Origin of the sequence: Porifericola rhodea (assembly GCF_030506305.1) — a bacterium.
In the GTDB taxonomy this organism is placed as follows: domain Bacteria; phylum Bacteroidota; class Bacteroidia; order Cytophagales; family Cyclobacteriaceae; genus Catalinimonas; species Catalinimonas rhodea.
In genome coordinates this window covers 4499657-4516583 of the sequence record NZ_CP119421.1, presented here as the reverse complement: position 1 = coordinate 4516583, position 16927 = coordinate 4499657, and the positions used below count along the sequence as shown (strand labels likewise).

The following is a 16927-nucleotide window of genomic DNA, read 5'->3' as shown; positions in this document are numbered from 1 at the left end:
CATTTGTATTTAAACTATGACTTATCATATCAAAATAGCAATCGAGATTGGTCAATTTGTATAAAATAATATGTGATAAGCAAAATAAACAGAGAACCTATGACAACTTATGAATTTAGTGTAGCCCAACTTTACACAAGGATAGGCTTTACTACATGACCATGAACATCGGTTAAGCGATAACGACGACCCTGATGTTTATAAGTTAGTTTTTCGTGATCTATTCCTAAAAGGTGTAGTAAAGTAGCCTGAAAATCGTGCACGTGTACCGGATCTTTTACAATGTTATACCCAAAATCATCGGTTTCACCATAGGTAAACCCTTTTTTAACACCAGCACCGGCCATCCACATAGTAAAGCAGCGCGGATGGTGGTCTCTACCATAGTTTTCTTTAGTAAGCTTACCCTGAGAGTAATTGGTACGTCCAAACTCACCCCCCCAGACAACCAGCGTATCTTCCAGCAGTCCCCGCTGTTTGAGGTCTTTAACTAAGGCCGCGGAAGCCTGATCCGTATTTTTACATTGGTTTTTGATGCCTGAAGGTAAATTGCCATGTTGGTCCCAGCCCTGATGGTATAACTGAACAAACTTGACATCTCTTTCTATCAGTCGGCGAGCCATTAAGCAGTTGGCAGCATAGGTGCCTGGGTCGCGAGCATCTTCTCCGTACATATCAAAAACCCAATCTGGCTCATCAGACATGTCTGTTACTTCTGGAACCGAAGTCTGCATTCTAAATGCCATTTCATACTGAGCAATTCGGTTTTGTATTTCCGGATCGCCATAAATACTAAGCTGAGCCTGGTTAAGTTCTTTCAGGTAGTTGAGCATACTACGGCGGTCATTGCTATGGTAGCCATTAGGGTCATTCAAATAAAGTACAGGATCTTTTCCTGAGCGGAACTGCACACCCTGATGTCTGGATGGTAAAAAACCATTTCCCCACAAACGGGCATAAAGGGGTTGTCCGCCACCATTTTTTGATACCAGAACGATAAATGCTGGAAGGTTTTCGTTATCAGAGCCTAGCCCATAGTTTAGCCACGAACCAATACTAGGCCGGCCGGCCTGTTGTGAGCCAGTCTGAAAAAAAGTAATAGCTGGGTCATGGTTAATTGCATCCGTATGCATGGTTTTTATGAAACACAGTTCATCTACTATCTGACTGGTGTATGGCAGAAGTTCGCTCACCCAGGCGCCACTTTTACCATACTGCTGAAAAGAGTAGGTAGAGCCTGCCAATGGCAAAGAAGATTGTCCTGCACTCATACCAGTCAGGCGTTGCCCTTTACGTACGGAGTCAGGAAGTTCTTCTCCATGCATTTTTTCCAATTGTGGCTTATAGTCAAATGTTTCTAGCTGAGAGGGGCCTCCACTCTGAAAAAGATAGATAACTCGTTTTGCCTTGGGAGCAAAGTGAGGCTGGTTTAGAACACCTCCACCACCTTGACTAGTAAATGCTTTAGCAGGGTTAAACATAGAACCTAATGCAGCTGCGCCAAGGCCCATTGCAGATTTTGAAAGAAAAGTTCTACGGTTGAGAGTATTTGTAATATTGATTAAATCTTTTTGTTTAGTCATAGTAATTTATCGTCTGGTGATAAATGCGTCGGAATTCATAATGGCACTAGCCAGAACAGTGTAGCCTGCCAATAAAGGCTCATCCACTTCTTTTGTAGTAATGCTTTCTCCACTGGTTAGCCAACCTTCAGCTTTTTCTGAACTTTCAGAGAACTTACTTTTTTCGTTTGCCAAAAGCTGCTGAAGCACTTTCATTTCTTGCGGTTTTGTATTTCGGCCAGTTAGCAGGCGAAAGGCAAAATTAATTCTGTCTTCTTCTTTATCAGCTTGATTAATGGCTCGTTGAGCTATATGGCGGCTGGCTTCAATAAACTGAGGATCGTTTAATAGCACCAGCGCTTGTAGCGGTGTGCTGGTTTGCTGTCTTTCTACAACGCAATAGCTACGCGTAGGAGCATCAAAAGTACCCATAGATGGAGGAGGGACGGTTCTTTTCCAAAAAGTATAAAGGCTGCGTCTATATAAGTTTTCACCTTTATCCTGTTCGTAAGTAGCACCATTAAATGCCCAAAGCCCTTCTGGCTGATAAGGTTTTACACTAGGTCCACCAATGGTTTTTACCAAAAGTCCACTAGAAGCCAGGGCATGATCGCGCAACATTTCAGCTGTCATGCGGAAAGCCGGGCCACGAGCGAGCAGAAGGTTGTCAGGATCTTTTTCCTGTAATTCTTTAGAGGTGAAAGAAGACTGACGATAGCTCGCTGACATTACAATTTTCTTCTGCATGGCTTTAAGGTCCCAGCCTGACTCCTGAAGTTCTACCGCTAACCAATCTAACAGCATAGGGTGAGTAGGTAAGTTACCCTGATTGCCAAAATCAGCTGCCGTAGTGACCAGACCTTTACCGAAATAGTGTTTCCAGAGGCGATTTACAATTACCCTTGAAGTAAGCGGATGATCAGGGTGGAACAGCCACTGAGCAAGTCCCATTCTGTTTCTTTCCAAACTATCCGGAAAAGCAAGAATATGTTCGGGGGTACCAGGTTCTACCTCTTTACCATGAGCATCGTAAGCACCTCGTTCCAGTATATAGGTTGGACGTTTTTCTTTCAACTCATCCATTACCATTAGCTCATCAATTTGCTCAACCAGCTCACTCTTCTGGAGTCGCTCTTTTTCTAATTTTTCTAGTAGGTACTGATATTCAGGTACCTTGTGGTTAAGGTAGAAATCAAAATACCCTTCTTTACTGGATGCAATTGAAGCCTCAGAGTTTAAAGTAGCAGCCTCTGCCAGATAAGCAATCTCAGGGCTGCTAAGCGCCCTGGAATACACCCTCAGCTCGTCTACTAGACCTTGTTTAAATCCTTTGCCACGCCAACGTGCTCCTATTTGGAGAGATGGCTGTTTGTCCATGCCACTAAAAAGAATGTCTTTATACAAATTATCTTTTTCTGTAACTAGAGGTTGCTCTTCACCATTAACAAAAAGCTTTAGTCCTTCAGCTTTGCTGCTACCATCATAACTCATAGCCAGATGTACCCATTCATTTTTGGGAGCACTGTGCTCAGATATTTTGATGATGTTGTTATAAGGCCATGTATGGGCCATTAGTAATTCAAACTTGTTTTCTCTTAAAGCCAGATGGTAACCTCTGAAGTTGTAGATTATAGCTCCCACACTCTTATGGAATATGACACCTTCTTCAAGCTTTTCAGGAATATGAACCCAAAGGGCTATTGTAAATGGATTAGCCCTACCATATATGCCTACACCATCAAGCTCTAATGCATCGTCACCGTTCAGTTTTAAGGCTTTTCCAAATTGAGAATCTAGCAATTGAGGTTCAGCAATTTTACCTTTATGTGTTCCGGATACTGTACTGGAGAAAGCATCATTCTGCACTTGGTCAAAAGTAAAATGAGCTTCCAGGCCTTGTCTTAGATACGCTTTAGGCTGTAATTCATTACTGGCAAGAGTAGCTTCAAAATCTTTTTTATGCTTTGTTTTAATACTTTCTAATTGATGCTCGGTATCTTCAATCTTATGATTAATAAATGCGAGCAGGCTATCCTCTTCTTCATCTGTTAGCAGCATCGTAGGTACTGGCATGGCATCATCCCATGAGATTTGCCCGGCTTCATCTACATTATTAAAAAAGCCATACAGTTTAAAGTAGTCTTCCTGGGAGATAGGATCGTATTTATGATCGTGGCAGCGAGCACACTCTACAGTTAGGCCTAAAAAATTGGTACCCAGTGTATTGGTTCTGTCAGCTACGTATTCTACTCTAAACTCTTCGTTTACAATTCCCCCTTCCATGTTTTGGGCATGGTTCCTATTGTAAGCTGTTGCTAATTTCTGTTCACGGCTAGGTTCTGGAAAAAGGTCACCTGCCAATTGCCAGGTAGCAAATTGATCATAAGGCATATTATTGTTATAGGCTTCTATCACCCAGTCGCGCCACGGCCACATAGGGCGGTAGCGATCTACAGAATAGCCGTGAGTATCAGCGTATCGTGAGGCATCCATCCACTCAGTTGCCATCATTTCGCCATAATGAGGCGAGGCCATTAAACGATCTACTGCTTTCTCATAAGCATTCTCTGATTTATCTTTAATAAAGGCGTCAATTTCTTCAAGAGTGGGAGGTAGGCCAGTTAAGTCCAGACTTAAACGGCGTAGCAAGGTTTCTTTGTCAGCCTCTTCGGAGGGCGAATAGTTGTTTTGTTCCAGTTTGGCCAGTACAAATCTGTCTATATCATTTTTAGGCCAGTTTTTATCTTTAACCTGCGGAGGTTCACGCTTTTCAGGTTTAATAAAGGCCCAGTGTGGTTTATATTCCGCTCCGTTCTCTATCCACTTTGTGAGTACTGCTTTTTCATAGGCGGTTAGACTCAGGTTAGATTCTGGAGGGGGCATAATTGTTTCCGGATCCTCACTGATAATACGGTGGTACACTTCACTCTTTCCTGGCTTTCCCGGTACTATTGCAAATACGTCAGATTTATCTTTGAGTGCGGCATAGGCACCTTCGGCAGTAGCAAGTTCCAGGTCGGCTTTTTGATTCGCTTTATCAGGACCGTGGCAAAAAAAACATTTATCAGAAAGTATGGGCTTTACATGTAGATTGTAGTCTATCTCTTTAGGCAATTGAGCTTCAGCCTGGGCTAGATCATCAGGTTTTTCATAACCACAAGCTGCCATTACAAACAAACATAAGCTTAAGAATAGCTTAATATTGCCTCTAAGCACAGTAGATACTGTATTCAAATTCTTGAACATGTTTTAGGTTAATTGTTAATCAACAAATTCTACTTGAATATAAGCATTTAGTAGGAGTATTAAGAGAACAAAGCTTTGTCTTACCCAAAATACTATACTAACTAAATCGTTTTAGTTTGCTGAAATAAGCAAATACATTTGATATTAGCAAGTAAGCTATGCGTTTTAGTAAGAATATGTTATAAAAAAATAGCTTTTCAACTAAGTGAAAAGCTATGGTAAATCAGAATGGCAAATTAAGAGGGTTGATACAGGAGAGGAAAAAACTGGCCCTCCATACGTTCTCCATTTTTTATCGCGGGCACGCCATCCAATAAAGCTTCATCAGTTGCCGAGCGTGTACCATCAGCAAAAACATTTAGTACAAAAGCTCTGCGAGAACGCTCAGATTTGTTAGCATAAGACCCATGTACCATTAGAGGGTGGTGAAAAGTGCCATAACCTTTTTTCATTTCAATGGGTACTGGTTTAAACTCTGCCTTTTGTTCTTCAGTAAGGTAGTCCATCAAACCTTCCATATCTCCAGCAAGCTCAGGCTTGTCCAGTAGGCCCCATTTATGGCTACCGGGTACATAATAAAGACATCCGTTTTCAGTACTGGCGTCATCTAGTCCGGTCCAGCAAGTAAGGTGTTGCATAGGCTGGGTGCGAGTCCAGTACGAATAATCCTGATGCCAGGCTACTACGCCACCATGTTTAGCGGGTTTACAAAAAAGCTGATCGTGCCAGAAGCGAACCGCCTGATCGCCTAACAATTGGCTGGCCGCCATAACAAAAGCAGGGTTCCACAGAATATCATGGAAGCCAGGGGTTATTCTCCAATGGCCCAGAGAGTGAAACAATACCGCATCCGGATCACTTGACTCGTTGGAATGAAATTCGTAAAAAAGTTTATTGGCCGGGTGTCCAGGATCAGCAATTTCTGCCAACTCTTGATTTAGCTGATCTACCTGCCAGTCTTCCAGAAGCTTGATATTTGAGAGATATCCATTTTCATGAAAAAATGCTAGCTGTTCACTGCTAAGTCGGTATTGATCCCAGTCTTCAGCAGACTGAGGTTGCTTAAACAGATCAGATACTACCTGATGATCTTTTGAGTAGTCTTTAATGGTAAACATAGCTTTATAAGTTTTAGTGTTAATGCAAAAGTAGCATAGCACTGGCATTACTTCTTTACCAGAATTATCAATTTTATACCCTATATTGACTTAATATATTAATTAAGAGTATTATCATTGTTAATATAGATAATATGAAGGCACAGTTTGAAAAAGTATCGGCCAGCTCTGCCAGCTCTTTCAGCATATTTAAATATGAATTAGCTGCATTTGATGCGCCCTGGCATTATCATCCGGAATACGAGCTTACGCTAATTCTCAACAGTCAGGGTATGCGATATGTAGGCGATAGTGTACAGCGTTTTTTGTCCGGAGATTTAGTACTAATAGGGAGCAACCTGCCTCATTGCTGGCAAAATAGTGGCGTGTACGAAGGGAATGCCAAATCCATCGTGATACAATTTGACAAGGAACATATTGGCAATACTATACTATACAAAAAAGAACTACACCATATTCATCATTTACTTGAACTATCCTCTCATGGGCTTCACCTGAGCGAAAAAGCTGTACAAAAAATACAGCCTTTGATGGAGCAAATGCTTTCAGAGAATGAATTTGAACGATACTTAATTCTGCTCCAAATACTTAATATAATGGCTCAGTCTGAGTACAAAGTCCTTTCTGAAAGTAGTTATGCCTACCAGCTTAACCATAGAGCCAGTCAGCGAGTAAACGATATCTATGCATACGTAACAGCATACTATCAGTCTAAAATAAACCTTAGCGATATGGCTGAGCATATAGCAATGAGTGAAGAAGCATTTTGCCGTTTCTGTAAAAAAACACTGAAGAAACCATTTTTTGTATTTCTAAATGAATACAGAATCAATAAAGCTTGCGAGCTGTTGGTAGATTCGGATTTGTCTATTAGCCAGGTGGCATATGAATGCGGCTACGAGAGTTTACCTTTCTTTTACAGGCAGTTCCAAAAATTTACAAACCACTCACCTTCTCGCTACCGAAAATTCTATAGAAAAGAGTTGGCTTAAATCATTCAACAGTTTGAATTATTAAAAAGAAAAGACAGTAGAACAATATTGGCTAAATACTAACGATTATTCTACAAATGCTTAATACTATTCTTGAAGTTAAACCCTCATTGATATTATATTAGGGGTTGGTATGCAAAAACCTAATACAACAACTAAGCTATAAATATAGAACCTCATACTTCGCATGAATACTAAAAGAGTACTTGTCCTAATTTTTCTGATTGCCAGTATATCCATCCTTTTTTACTCTTTCATCTGGAACCCCTCAAAAAACAAAGAAGTCAAAGCTGTAGCGGATTCTGTGTTGTTTAACGAAGCTCCGGTACTAAGTGCAGAAGAAGCCTTGCACACTTTTGAGTTAGAAGAGGGTTTTCGTCTGGAACTGGTCGCCAGTGAACCTCTAATTAACGATCCGGTGGCAATGGCTTTTGATGCCAAAGGCCGCATCTGGGTAGCAGAGATGCAAAGCTATATGCCAGATATAGAAGGGCACGGAGAGGATGAAGCCAACGGTAGAATAGTCATTTTAGAAGATAAAGATGGGGATGGCAAAATGGATGAGTCCAAAGTTTTTCTGGACAAGATTGTTTTACCAAGAGTAATAAGCTTAGTAGATAATGGTATTGTATACGCTGAGCCACCCAATCTATGGTTTGTAGAAAACAATAACGATAAGGCAGGCAAAAAAACGCTGATTGATTCGGTATATGCTGTGGGAGGTAATGTGGAACATCAGCCTAACGGAATGATGAGAGCCATGAACAATTGGTATTACAACGCAAAATCAAGAGCCAGATACCGCTACAATAGCAAAGATAAAAGCTGGACTAAGGAAGAAACTGAGTTTAGAGGTCAGTGGGGTATCAGTCAGGATGATTACGGGAGGCTGTTCTTCAATACCAATTCTAACCAACTGAGGGGAGATCTGGTGCCTTCTAATATGATGAGCAGAAACCCAAACTTTAATCCTGAATATAGCATTAATGTTGAAATTGCTGACGATCAGAGGGTTTATCCTATTCGCCCAAATAGAGGTATTAACCGTGGCTACAAAGAGGAAATGCTGGACAAAGAAGGTAGACTCGCCAGATTTACTGCTGCCAGCGGACCGGTTATCTATCGTGGAAATGCTTTTCCCGAAGCTTATTATGGTAATGCCTTTGTTCCAGAGCCCTCAGGTAACCTGATCAAAAGGAATATTTTACAGGAAGATGGACTCTATCTTAAGGCTGAGCAGGCTTATGAAGGTCGAGAGTTTTTAGCATCTACCGATGAACGTTTTCGTCCGGTAAACATGTACAATGGTCCAGACGGTCACTTATATGTTGTTGATATGTATAGAGGCATCATTCAGCATAAAACTTATCTTACTGATTACCTTAAAGATCAGATACGATCGCGGGGCTTAGAAAAGCCTGTTGGTTTGGGTAGAATATATCGTATCGTTTATGAAAAGAGTTGGTACGAAGAACTGTGGGACTATTTGATGGATGAAACCCCTGAGAGCCTGGACGGTGCCGATCAGGAAGATTTATTGGCTTTACTGGAGCACCCTAATGGCTGGTGGCGAGACGAAGCACAAAGAAGATTAGTGGAAAGCAATGACCAGAGCCTGATACCTCAGCTTAAAGATCTGGTAAAAGAAGGAGAGCAAAAGACTAAACTTCATGCCCTATGGACTATAGAAGGCTTAGGTTATACTGCCGCAGACCTTATAAGCTTGGCAGAAAGCACGGCAGACCCCAAAGTATTGTCAGCTGCTATACAAATTACGGAGCAGAATGTAGATAAAGCTGATCATAGCAAAACTTTAACATTGTACGAAAAACTTAGTGCTTCTGAGGATCTACAGGTTCAGCTACAGCTGGCTATGAGCCTGGGCGCATATCTGGAAACAGATACTAAGAAGGTATTGAATCTCTTAAAAAAGATAGCGCTTACTTACGGCGAGGAAGTTTTAATCAGAGAAGCAGTATTAAGTAGTATACATGGTAAAGAGAAAGAACTGCAGGCCATGATTTCAGAAGAATATACTGATCAGGAGGCTATCCTAAAAGATCTGACTCAGGCCATTACAAATGCAGAAGTTAGTCAGCAAATGGCAGGCAAGGAGTTTAGCAAAGCCGAAAAAGAACAGTTTGTATTAGGAAAGTCTCTCTATGCACACACCTGCTCCGGCTGCCATCAGGAAAATGGACAAGGTTTAACACCCATTGCGCCTCCTTTAGATGGTTCTGAGTGGGTAACTGGTCCAGAAGACAGACTTATTCTAGTGGCTTTGCATGGTTTACAGGGGCCTGTTACGGTAAAAGGTAAGGTGTACAAAGAGCCTGAAATACAGCCTATTATGCCTGGCCTTAAATCCAATCCTGAGTTTGATGATCAAAAGCTGGCTGCGGTACTCAGTTATGTCAGAAATGCCTGGACTAATGATGCAGAGCCTATAGATGCAGGAACCGTTAAAGAACTCAGGGAAAAAACAATTAGCCGCGAAGCCCCTTTTCAGGAAAGTGATTTTAAGTAATTTATGTATCAAGCTTGTCATCAGATTTTTCTGAATAGACGAGCTTATCTTAAATTTTGCCTAATAGTATCGGAGGCAAAGCCTCCGTTGATTCACTTTCAATAAAAATTATTACCCGTATAATAGTCCGCTAAGTCAGATAGAAAAGTTAGTAGTAGTAACATCCCTGATATGTGTTTTCCTAAGGTTTAATAAGAATGAGGCTACGCATTTTAAGTTAAACATGACAAAATGTTTTTGATATATTTTTCAAATCTCTAAATTGGATCGCTCATAAGCGATAAAATTCAGAAATTTATAAAAGTAACTCCTTTCTTTTCATGAGTGACAATAGCTTGCCGGAATGGAACGACAAAGATTTGTGTATCCTACTTAGCCGGGATAAGCGTGCCGCATTTAATGAAATTTATCGCCGTCACTGGTCTAAAGTATTTTACTCCACCTACAAAATACTCAAAGACAAAGAGCTCAGTAAAGATATCACACAGGAAATTTTTACCAGCCTCTGGCAGAAACGTCATTCTAACCAGATAGATAACCTAACGTCTTATCTGTATGGTATGGCACGTAATTATGCGTTCAGATACCTAAGAGATGGGAGGGTAGCACAGTTTCATTTGGATCGTATGCAACATGTACAGATCATCAATCAGACGGAAGAGGCCGTCAATTTTAATCAGTTGCAGGAGCTCTATGAACAAAGCCTGACTACCTTACCGGAGCGTTGTCGTGAAGTATTTCACCTAAGCCGAAACGAAAACCTTAGCGTTAAAGAAATCGCCACACGCATGGGCATTTCTCCTAAAACTGTAGAGAACCAGATTACCAAAGCAATTAAACATCTGCGGCTGGCATTTAAAGAAGTAGTAACCATACTCACATTTCTCTTATTTGCCTGATTTTACGGGCCTCTCGTTTTTTCAAAAATATTTATTTACGGCATAGGGGATTCTTGCCTCTCAGGTTACATACTTACAAAAGGGCAGTATTGTAAATTCGTTGTGCATGAAAAAGCATGAGCTTGAGAAGCTTTTAGACAAGTACCTCAAAGGTAATTGTAATGAACAAGAGATAAAATTGTTGCATCAATTCTATGATTCGTTTCAGGATGATGAACTAGAGATGCAGCCACATGAAATCGTTGAACTTCAAAACGACATATATTATGAAGTAGACCATAGCATTAGCGAAACAAAAAAGAAATCTATCCGCCTGCAATTAAATCCGGCATGGGTAAAAACTGCTGCTCTTTTAGTATTTGTCTTAGGTATTGGCCTGCTGGCTTATTTTGAAAAAAGCCCGGAGCCACTTATGACTTCTACTTCATTAGCTTGGGTGGAAAAAACTACCAAAAATGGACAGAGAGCTACTTTTGAGTTGATGGATGGAAGTAAAGTGCATTTGAATGCCGGCAGTAAACTAAGCTTTCCTGAAGACTTTGAGGGAGATATTCGTGAAGTACATCTGGTAGGAGAGGCCTTTTTTGAAGTGAAAAGAGATACTAAAAAACCATTTATAGTTAAGTCTGGAAACATAGAAACGACGGTTTTAGGTACTTCTTTTAATATAAAATCGTATAAAAATGAGCCCGATCAGGTAACAGTAGCTACTGGAAAAGTAAAAGTTAGCTCTACTAGCAACGGACTTACCGATGCTGTTTTTCTGGAACCGCAGCAACAAGCCATTTTTGATCAGTCTCTTGAAAAGAAAAATGTAGATCTGGAGCCTTATCTTGCATGGAGAGATAAAGTGCTACATTTTGATAGACTGGCACTTTCTGAGGCGGTTCCTATACTGGAAAGATGGTATGGAGTAAGCATCAGTATAGAAAATGAAGATGTGCTGAAATGTAAAATCAGCGGAAAATACAAAAATGAAAGCCTGGTAAATGTCCTTCATAGTATGGAATACATTCTGGGGATAGACTATCAGTTTCAGAAAGAAAGAAGCCTCTTAATTAGAGGAGGCTCATGTCATGTACAATCCTGATGAACTGCCCTTAATTATCTGGATTGAATTTAATTTTTGATTGAAGTAAAATGGATGCGCCTTATAGGCTAGTGCCATTGCAATCTTCATACAACAACCTAAACTATTATGCTGAATATCATACCTAAACATATGAGGTACACCCTGTGTGCCTTCCTGTTTCTGAGTATTGTTGGAGCTTTCACATATGCTGAAGGTTCACATTACGAGCAGGATGGAATTGATGATGTCTTTATTTCCATTAGATTAGAGGGGAGTTCGGTAGAGGAGGTTTTTAAAGCTATAGAAGAAAAGACCGAATACGTTTTTGCCTATGGAGACGATGTGCGGGCTATTCCCGTAAAGTTTTCCCTGGATCACCAAAAAGCCAGTGTCAGTAGTATTCTCAGAGAGGTTAGCCAGAAAGCACGGCTCAACTTCAAAAGAATCAACAGTACAATATCGGTGACTATCGCGGAAAAAGGCACTAAAGTTCCGTGGATAGAAGAGGTTCAGGTTATCAATGTTACCGGCCAGGTGTTCGACGAAGAAACACAGGAAGTATTGCCCGGTGTAAATGTGCTGGTCAAGAATACATCTAATGGTACCATTACGGATATTGAGGGTAGATACAAAATATCTGTACCTCAGGGCTCAGATACCCTAATGTTCTCTTACATAGGCTATCGCCATCAGATGATAGCCGTTAATGGCCGTACCGAAATTAATGTCAACTTACAGGCAGATATTCAGTCATTAAGTGAAGTTATAGTGGTAGGGTATGGTACGCAGAAGAAAGAGTCGGTAACCGGTGCTATTTCTACAGTAAGCAGTCAGGATATAGAAAGAGTAAGAGGAGGGGCAACAGTAAGCTCCAACCTGGCAGGTAAGCTACCGGGTGTCTCATTTAGAATGCCGGATGGAAGACCCGGAGCCGCCGCTACGGTGCAGATCAGAAATATGGGCGATCCGCTCTTCGTAATTGACGGAATACAACAGGACTCCCGTCAGTTCAACAACCTTTCTCCTAACGATATAGAAAGCATTACTATACTTAAAGATGGCTCAGCTGCTATCTATGGCGTACGTGCTGCAAACGGAGTAGTGTTGGTAACTACCAAAAAAGGGAAACGTGGAGAGCAGAGTACCATTAATCTGGATGCCTACCAGGGTTTCCAGAACTGGTACAAATTTATGGATGTAACCAATAACTCTTACGATTGGGCCTGGGAGAAAGTGCAGGCCGATATTAATGGGTTTGGCGAAACGAACCTAACGCGAGAAGATCTCCAAAAATACAAAGAAGGAGTAGAGCCGGGCTATCAGAGTTTTAACTGGAAAGATTTTATCATCCAGAAGAACGCACCCATTAGCCAGGTAAATCTAAATGTAACTGGTGGCTCAGAAAAAATCAATTACTATGTGGCTGGTACGCGGCTGGATCAGTCATCGGTACTGGGTCGTGAATTTACATTTGGCAGAACCAACCTGATAAGTAATCTGGAAGCCAGAGTGACAGATGGAATAAAGCTGGGTATGGGAATCAATGGTTATATTGAAGAAACTGAGAATCCGGGTATTCCTGGCGGTGATGATTACTGGCTGCCCCGCTACGCTATATTAAGAAATACCCCATGGGAAAGACCATATGCCAATGATAATCCAGAATACCTCAACGATATCAAGCATAATGAGACAAACTGGGCTTACAACAATTTTGAGCTGGGTGGCTATTCACGTGATATCCGTAAGTATCTGCAAGCCAACCTTACCGGAGAATGGGACTTACCCTTTATAGAGGGTTTACAACTCAGAGGTTTGTATTCTTATGGTATTGAAGACCGGGTAAAAGATGGACACGAATATACCTATGAAGCGTATACTTACTATCCGGCAACAGAAGATAGCCCTGAAGAGTATCGTGTTACAGGGGGGAGCACTAACCCCTGGCGTGAACGCCTTACTCAAAAAATAGAAAAAAACAACGGTCAATTAGGACTGCACTATTCTAACATATTTGGTGAGCATGAAGTAGGCGGGCTATTGGTAGCCGAACGATACGAAACTCGCGATCGTGAAGTATTTGTGCATAGTGTACCTGCTACCAATGTGCTTCCGCTCATCTATTTTAATACGACCGATACGTATAATGATAGGGATTATGAAGAAGCGCGGATAGGCTATATCGCACGTATTAATTATAACTTCGCTAATAAATATTATATAGAAGTTTCCGGCCGTAGAGATGCCTCATGGAAGTTCGCTCCAGAAAACAGGGTGGGTTATTTCCCTTCTGCTTCCATAGGTTGGAGAATTACCCAGGAAAAATTTATGCAGTCTCTACTCGGCTCAGATGCGGTACTAAGTGATCTGAAGCTAAGAGCTTCATACGGTATTCTGGGAGACGATAATGTAGGCATTGGACCCTATGATTATCTGCCTGGCTACAACTACAATCAGGGCATAGGCATACTGGATGGTAACCCTATCATAGGTACCAGAGATAAAGGTCAGCCCATTACTAATATTACCTGGTTCAAAAGTAAAATTCTGGATGTAGGGGCTGACTTCAGCCTTTTCAATGGAAAGCTTAGCGGTAGTATTGACTATTTTAACCGCAAAAGAACTGGACTCAGAGGTCGCAAATCAGATATTGTGGTACCTCAGGAGCTGGGATACAGCCTGCCAGACGAAAATGTAAATAGCGACAAGCAGTTTGGAGGAGAAATTTCATTGATTTACAGTGGTAATGCAGGCAACTTTTCATACAACTTAGGAGGAAATCTCGGCTATGCTCGAAGCAAGTTTGTATCTTCATATAACCCAATCTTTTTCAACTCCTGGGACAGGTATCGCTATTCCGGAGAAGATCGTTTTCAGAACCTTACCTGGGCTTATCAGGTCATTGGCCAGTTTCAGTCGCAGGAAGAAATCAACAATTACCCAGTCAATATTGATGGGCAGGGAAATAAGACACTTCTTCCTGGAGACCTGATCTATAAAGACCTCAATGGCGACAATAAAATTGATGGATACGATGAAAGACCCATTGGTTATGGTACCAATTTGCCTATCGTAAATGGTGGGTTAAACTTCCTTCTTAAATGGAAAGGCTTTGACTTTGCTATAGATTTTTCCATAGCTTCTATGTACTCTTATACCGCAGAGAATGAACTGAGCAGGGCCTTCAGAGCCAATGGTGGTAATATGGCTGAGCATTTAAGAGACGCCTGGCACCGAGTAGATCCCTTTGATATTAATAGCGAATGGGTAGCCGGTAAATTTCCTCCCAACAGATTTAACCAGGGTGGACTTAGCTCGGTAAATAAACGCTCAGATTTCTGGATGACCAACATCACTACTTTCAGGGCCAGAACCATACAGTTAGGGTATAATTTGCCCGATTTTCTAATCAAAAAGATAAAGCTGCAACAAGCCAGAATTTATCTGAATGGCTACAATCTCTTTTCTATAGACAATCTGGATTACCCGATTGACCCGGAAATCAGGGATACTAATGGACTGCAATATCCGCAGAACAGGATTATTAATGTTGGGATTAACCTTACCATCTAAACACTCAAAGTGAAGCTTATGAAAAAGTTAAGTATACTCATATCTATATTTTTTACGCTCATAGCCTGTAACTCTGATGATGATTTTCTGGAAAGGCCTCCTACACAGGTACTAACCAGCGAACAGGCCTTTAGTGACCCTGCACAAGTATTATCCATACTGGCAGATTTATACAGTCGTCAGTTTACGCTTTACAATTTAGATAATTGGCAAAGCATGGGCGACTTCAACGAAGCCTTTTATGCCCAAACGCAGGATCTGGCCAATCAATTTCATAGCAATAGCACCTGGCCTTTTGAAGGTATCAATAATTTCTGGTCTACCTGGGACTATACCTATATTCGGGAGCTCAATCTTTTTCTGGAACGAATCAAAGATGCCAGCATCAAAGAGGATCTTAAAGAAAGATTTGCCGCCGAAGCACGCTTCCTTAGGGCAGCCTATTACTTTGAACTGGTACAACTCTATGGTGGCGTACCTATAATATTAGAGTCTCAGACCTATGATTTTAACGGAGATCCTTCATACTTACAGGTGCCTCGCTCTTCCGAAGCAGAAACCTATGATTTTGTTATAGAGGAAGCTGATGAACTTGCCAGTATATTAGCTGCTGATGCAGATACCAAAGCCAGAGCTACTAAAGGGGCAGCTTTAGCCATGAAAGCCAGAGCAGCGCTTTATGCGGCATCTCTTGCCAAATACAATAATGCTCGCACACCCTCCTTGTCATTAAGTGGCAATGAAGTAGGTATAAGCTCGGCAAAAGCCGAAGAGTATTACAATAAGGCACTCTCTGCCGCTACTGAAATTATCAACGGAAATGCCGGAAGCTACGCACTATACCAGAAGAACCCTTCTAACCTCTCTGAAAATTTTGCGGCTATTTTCTACGATAAAAATGCCAATCCGGAAGTAATCTGGGCTTTAGACTATCTGATAAAATACAAAACCCACTACTTTACAGGAGCGAATCAGCCCAGATTTGGTGCAGAAGAGGAAGAAGGTGGCGCGCTCAACCCTACACTCAATCTGGTGCAGGAGTTTGAACTGCTGGACAATACTTTTGCGCCTCTGGCCACTGTAAATGGCAATGGTGAGCCCATCTACTATGAAAATCAGGAAGATATTTTTGCAAATAGAGATGCCCGGCTGGGGGGAACGGTTATACTTCCGGGATCTAGCTTTAAATCTAGTCCGGTAGATATCTGGGCAGGCTATCAACTTTCTGATGGAACAATCATTACCGGAACAGATAGGGGAGATCAAAGAATTTTGCCTGGTCAGTCGGTGGAGCAGCAGGTGGTTGGCTTTGATGGTCCTGTAGCCGGGGCCGTACAAAATGCGCAAATGGGCTTTTATCTTAGAAAGTATGTAGACCCCGCACCAGGTTCCGGGCAACGAGGCATTCGTAGTGAGGTTTGGAACATCCGCTATCGCTATGCGGAAATTTTACTGATCGCCGCCGAAGCTGCTTTTGAGTTGGGGCAGCCCGCTAAAGCAGCAGAATACATGAATCAGGTACGTGCCCGTGCCGGATTTACAATTCCTCTAAGTGCAGCAGACATCAGCTTTGATAGAATAGTGCACGAAAGAAGAGTTGAGTTTGCTTTTGAAGGTCAGTACTTCATGGATCTCAAGCGATTTAGAATTGCCCATGAGATTTTTGATGGCGTAACTATGGATGTTAATGACCTGAAATCTGGTATAGGCAAAGCAAACAAAAGAAGCACCATGCCCTGGGGACTCTGGCCATACAAAATTTATAATCCTGGCTCAGAGAATCATAATAAGTGGATCTATAAAGAATTTCTATCTAATCAGGTGACTGCTGCAGACAACTGGCAGCTAGGAAATTACTATTCAAAAATAAGCGACGAAACTTTAAGTAGTAATCCCAAACTGGTCAAACAACCTTTACAATAATCCATTCTAAAGCCT

The 16927-nt window shown here is 41.5% G+C and carries 9 protein-coding genes; 6 read left to right on the top strand and 3 right to left on the bottom strand.

Going from position 1 to position 16927, the window contains the following annotated elements; genetic code table 11:
* Positions 1-131: 131 nt before the first annotated feature.
* The 3 genes from PZB74_RS18475 to PZB74_RS18465 all read right to left on the bottom strand — a co-directional run bounded on the left by PZB74_RS18475 (position 132) and on the right by PZB74_RS18465 (position 5926).
* Positions 132-1583: a DUF1501 domain-containing protein gene (locus tag PZB74_RS18475; protein ID WP_302238644.1), complete on the bottom strand. Its 1452-nt coding sequence runs from the start codon at positions 1581-1583 to the stop codon at positions 132-134.
* A 6-nt stretch (positions 1584-1589) separates the two neighbouring features.
* Entirely contained in the window at positions 1590-4808 is a 3219-nt protein-coding gene (locus PZB74_RS18470; protein ID WP_302238643.1) for a DUF1553 domain-containing protein, read from the bottom strand.
* Between the two features lie 236 nt (positions 4809-5044).
* Positions 5045-5926, bottom strand: coding sequence for a phytanoyl-CoA dioxygenase family protein (locus PZB74_RS18465; protein ID WP_302238642.1), 882 nt, complete (start codon positions 5924-5926; stop codon positions 5045-5047).
* Positions 5927-6060: 134 nt separating this feature from the next.
* Between PZB74_RS18465 and PZB74_RS18460 the strand changes: the two genes are divergently transcribed.
* From PZB74_RS18460 to PZB74_RS18435, 6 genes are all read left to right on the top strand, one after another.
* Complete coding sequence (locus PZB74_RS18460; RefSeq protein WP_302238641.1) at positions 6061-6918, top strand: AraC family transcriptional regulator; 858 nt, start codon at positions 6061-6063, stop codon at positions 6916-6918.
* A gap of 187 nt (positions 6919-7105) precedes the next feature.
* Complete coding sequence (locus PZB74_RS18455; protein ID WP_302238640.1) at positions 7106-9445, top strand: DUF7133 domain-containing protein; 2340 nt, start codon at positions 7106-7108, stop codon at positions 9443-9445.
* Between the two features lie 320 nt (positions 9446-9765).
* On the top strand, positions 9766-10344 hold the full coding sequence (locus tag PZB74_RS18450) for an RNA polymerase sigma-70 factor (RefSeq protein ID WP_302238639.1): 579 nt from the start codon (positions 9766-9768) through the stop codon (positions 10342-10344).
* 106 nt (positions 10345-10450) lie between these two features.
* Complete coding sequence (locus tag PZB74_RS18445; RefSeq protein ID WP_302238638.1) at positions 10451-11434, top strand: FecR family protein; 984 nt, start codon at positions 10451-10453, stop codon at positions 11432-11434.
* Between the two features lie 132 nt (positions 11435-11566).
* Positions 11567-14989 carry a SusC/RagA family TonB-linked outer membrane protein gene (locus tag PZB74_RS18440; protein ID WP_302238637.1) on the top strand — a complete coding sequence of 1141 codons (3423 nt, stop codon included), beginning with the start codon at positions 11567-11569 and terminating at the stop codon, positions 14987-14989.
* Between the two features lie 18 nt (positions 14990-15007).
* Positions 15008-16912, top strand: a complete 1905-nt coding sequence (locus tag PZB74_RS18435; protein WP_302238636.1) for a RagB/SusD family nutrient uptake outer membrane protein — start codon at positions 15008-15010, stop codon at positions 16910-16912.
* The last annotated feature ends 15 nt before the right edge of the window (positions 16913-16927 follow it).

Coding starts and splice junctions, on each gene's coding strand:
- PZB74_RS18445 (WP_302238638.1), top strand. CDS start 10,451: ATGAAAAAGCATGAGCTTGAGAAGCTTTTAGACAAGTACCTCAAAGGT.
- PZB74_RS18450 (WP_302238639.1), top strand. CDS start 9,766: ATGAGTGACAATAGCTTGCCGGAATGGAACGACAAAGATTTGTGTATC.
- PZB74_RS18435 (WP_302238636.1), top strand. CDS start 15,008: ATGAAAAAGTTAAGTATACTCATATCTATATTTTTTACGCTCATAGCC.
- PZB74_RS18470 (WP_302238643.1), bottom strand. CDS start 4,808: ATGTTCAAGAATTTGAATACAGTATCTACTGTGCTTAGAGGCAATATT.
- PZB74_RS18475 (WP_302238644.1), bottom strand. CDS start 1,583: ATGACTAAACAAAAAGATTTAATCAATATTACAAATACTCTCAACCGT.
- PZB74_RS18465 (WP_302238642.1), bottom strand. CDS start 5,926: ATGTTTACCATTAAAGACTACTCAAAAGATCATCAGGTAGTATCTGAT.
- PZB74_RS18460 (WP_302238641.1), top strand. CDS start 6,061: ATGAAGGCACAGTTTGAAAAAGTATCGGCCAGCTCTGCCAGCTCTTTC.
- PZB74_RS18455 (WP_302238640.1), top strand. CDS start 7,106: ATGAATACTAAAAGAGTACTTGTCCTAATTTTTCTGATTGCCAGTATA.
- PZB74_RS18440 (WP_302238637.1), top strand. CDS start 11,567: ATGAGGTACACCCTGTGTGCCTTCCTGTTTCTGAGTATTGTTGGAGCT.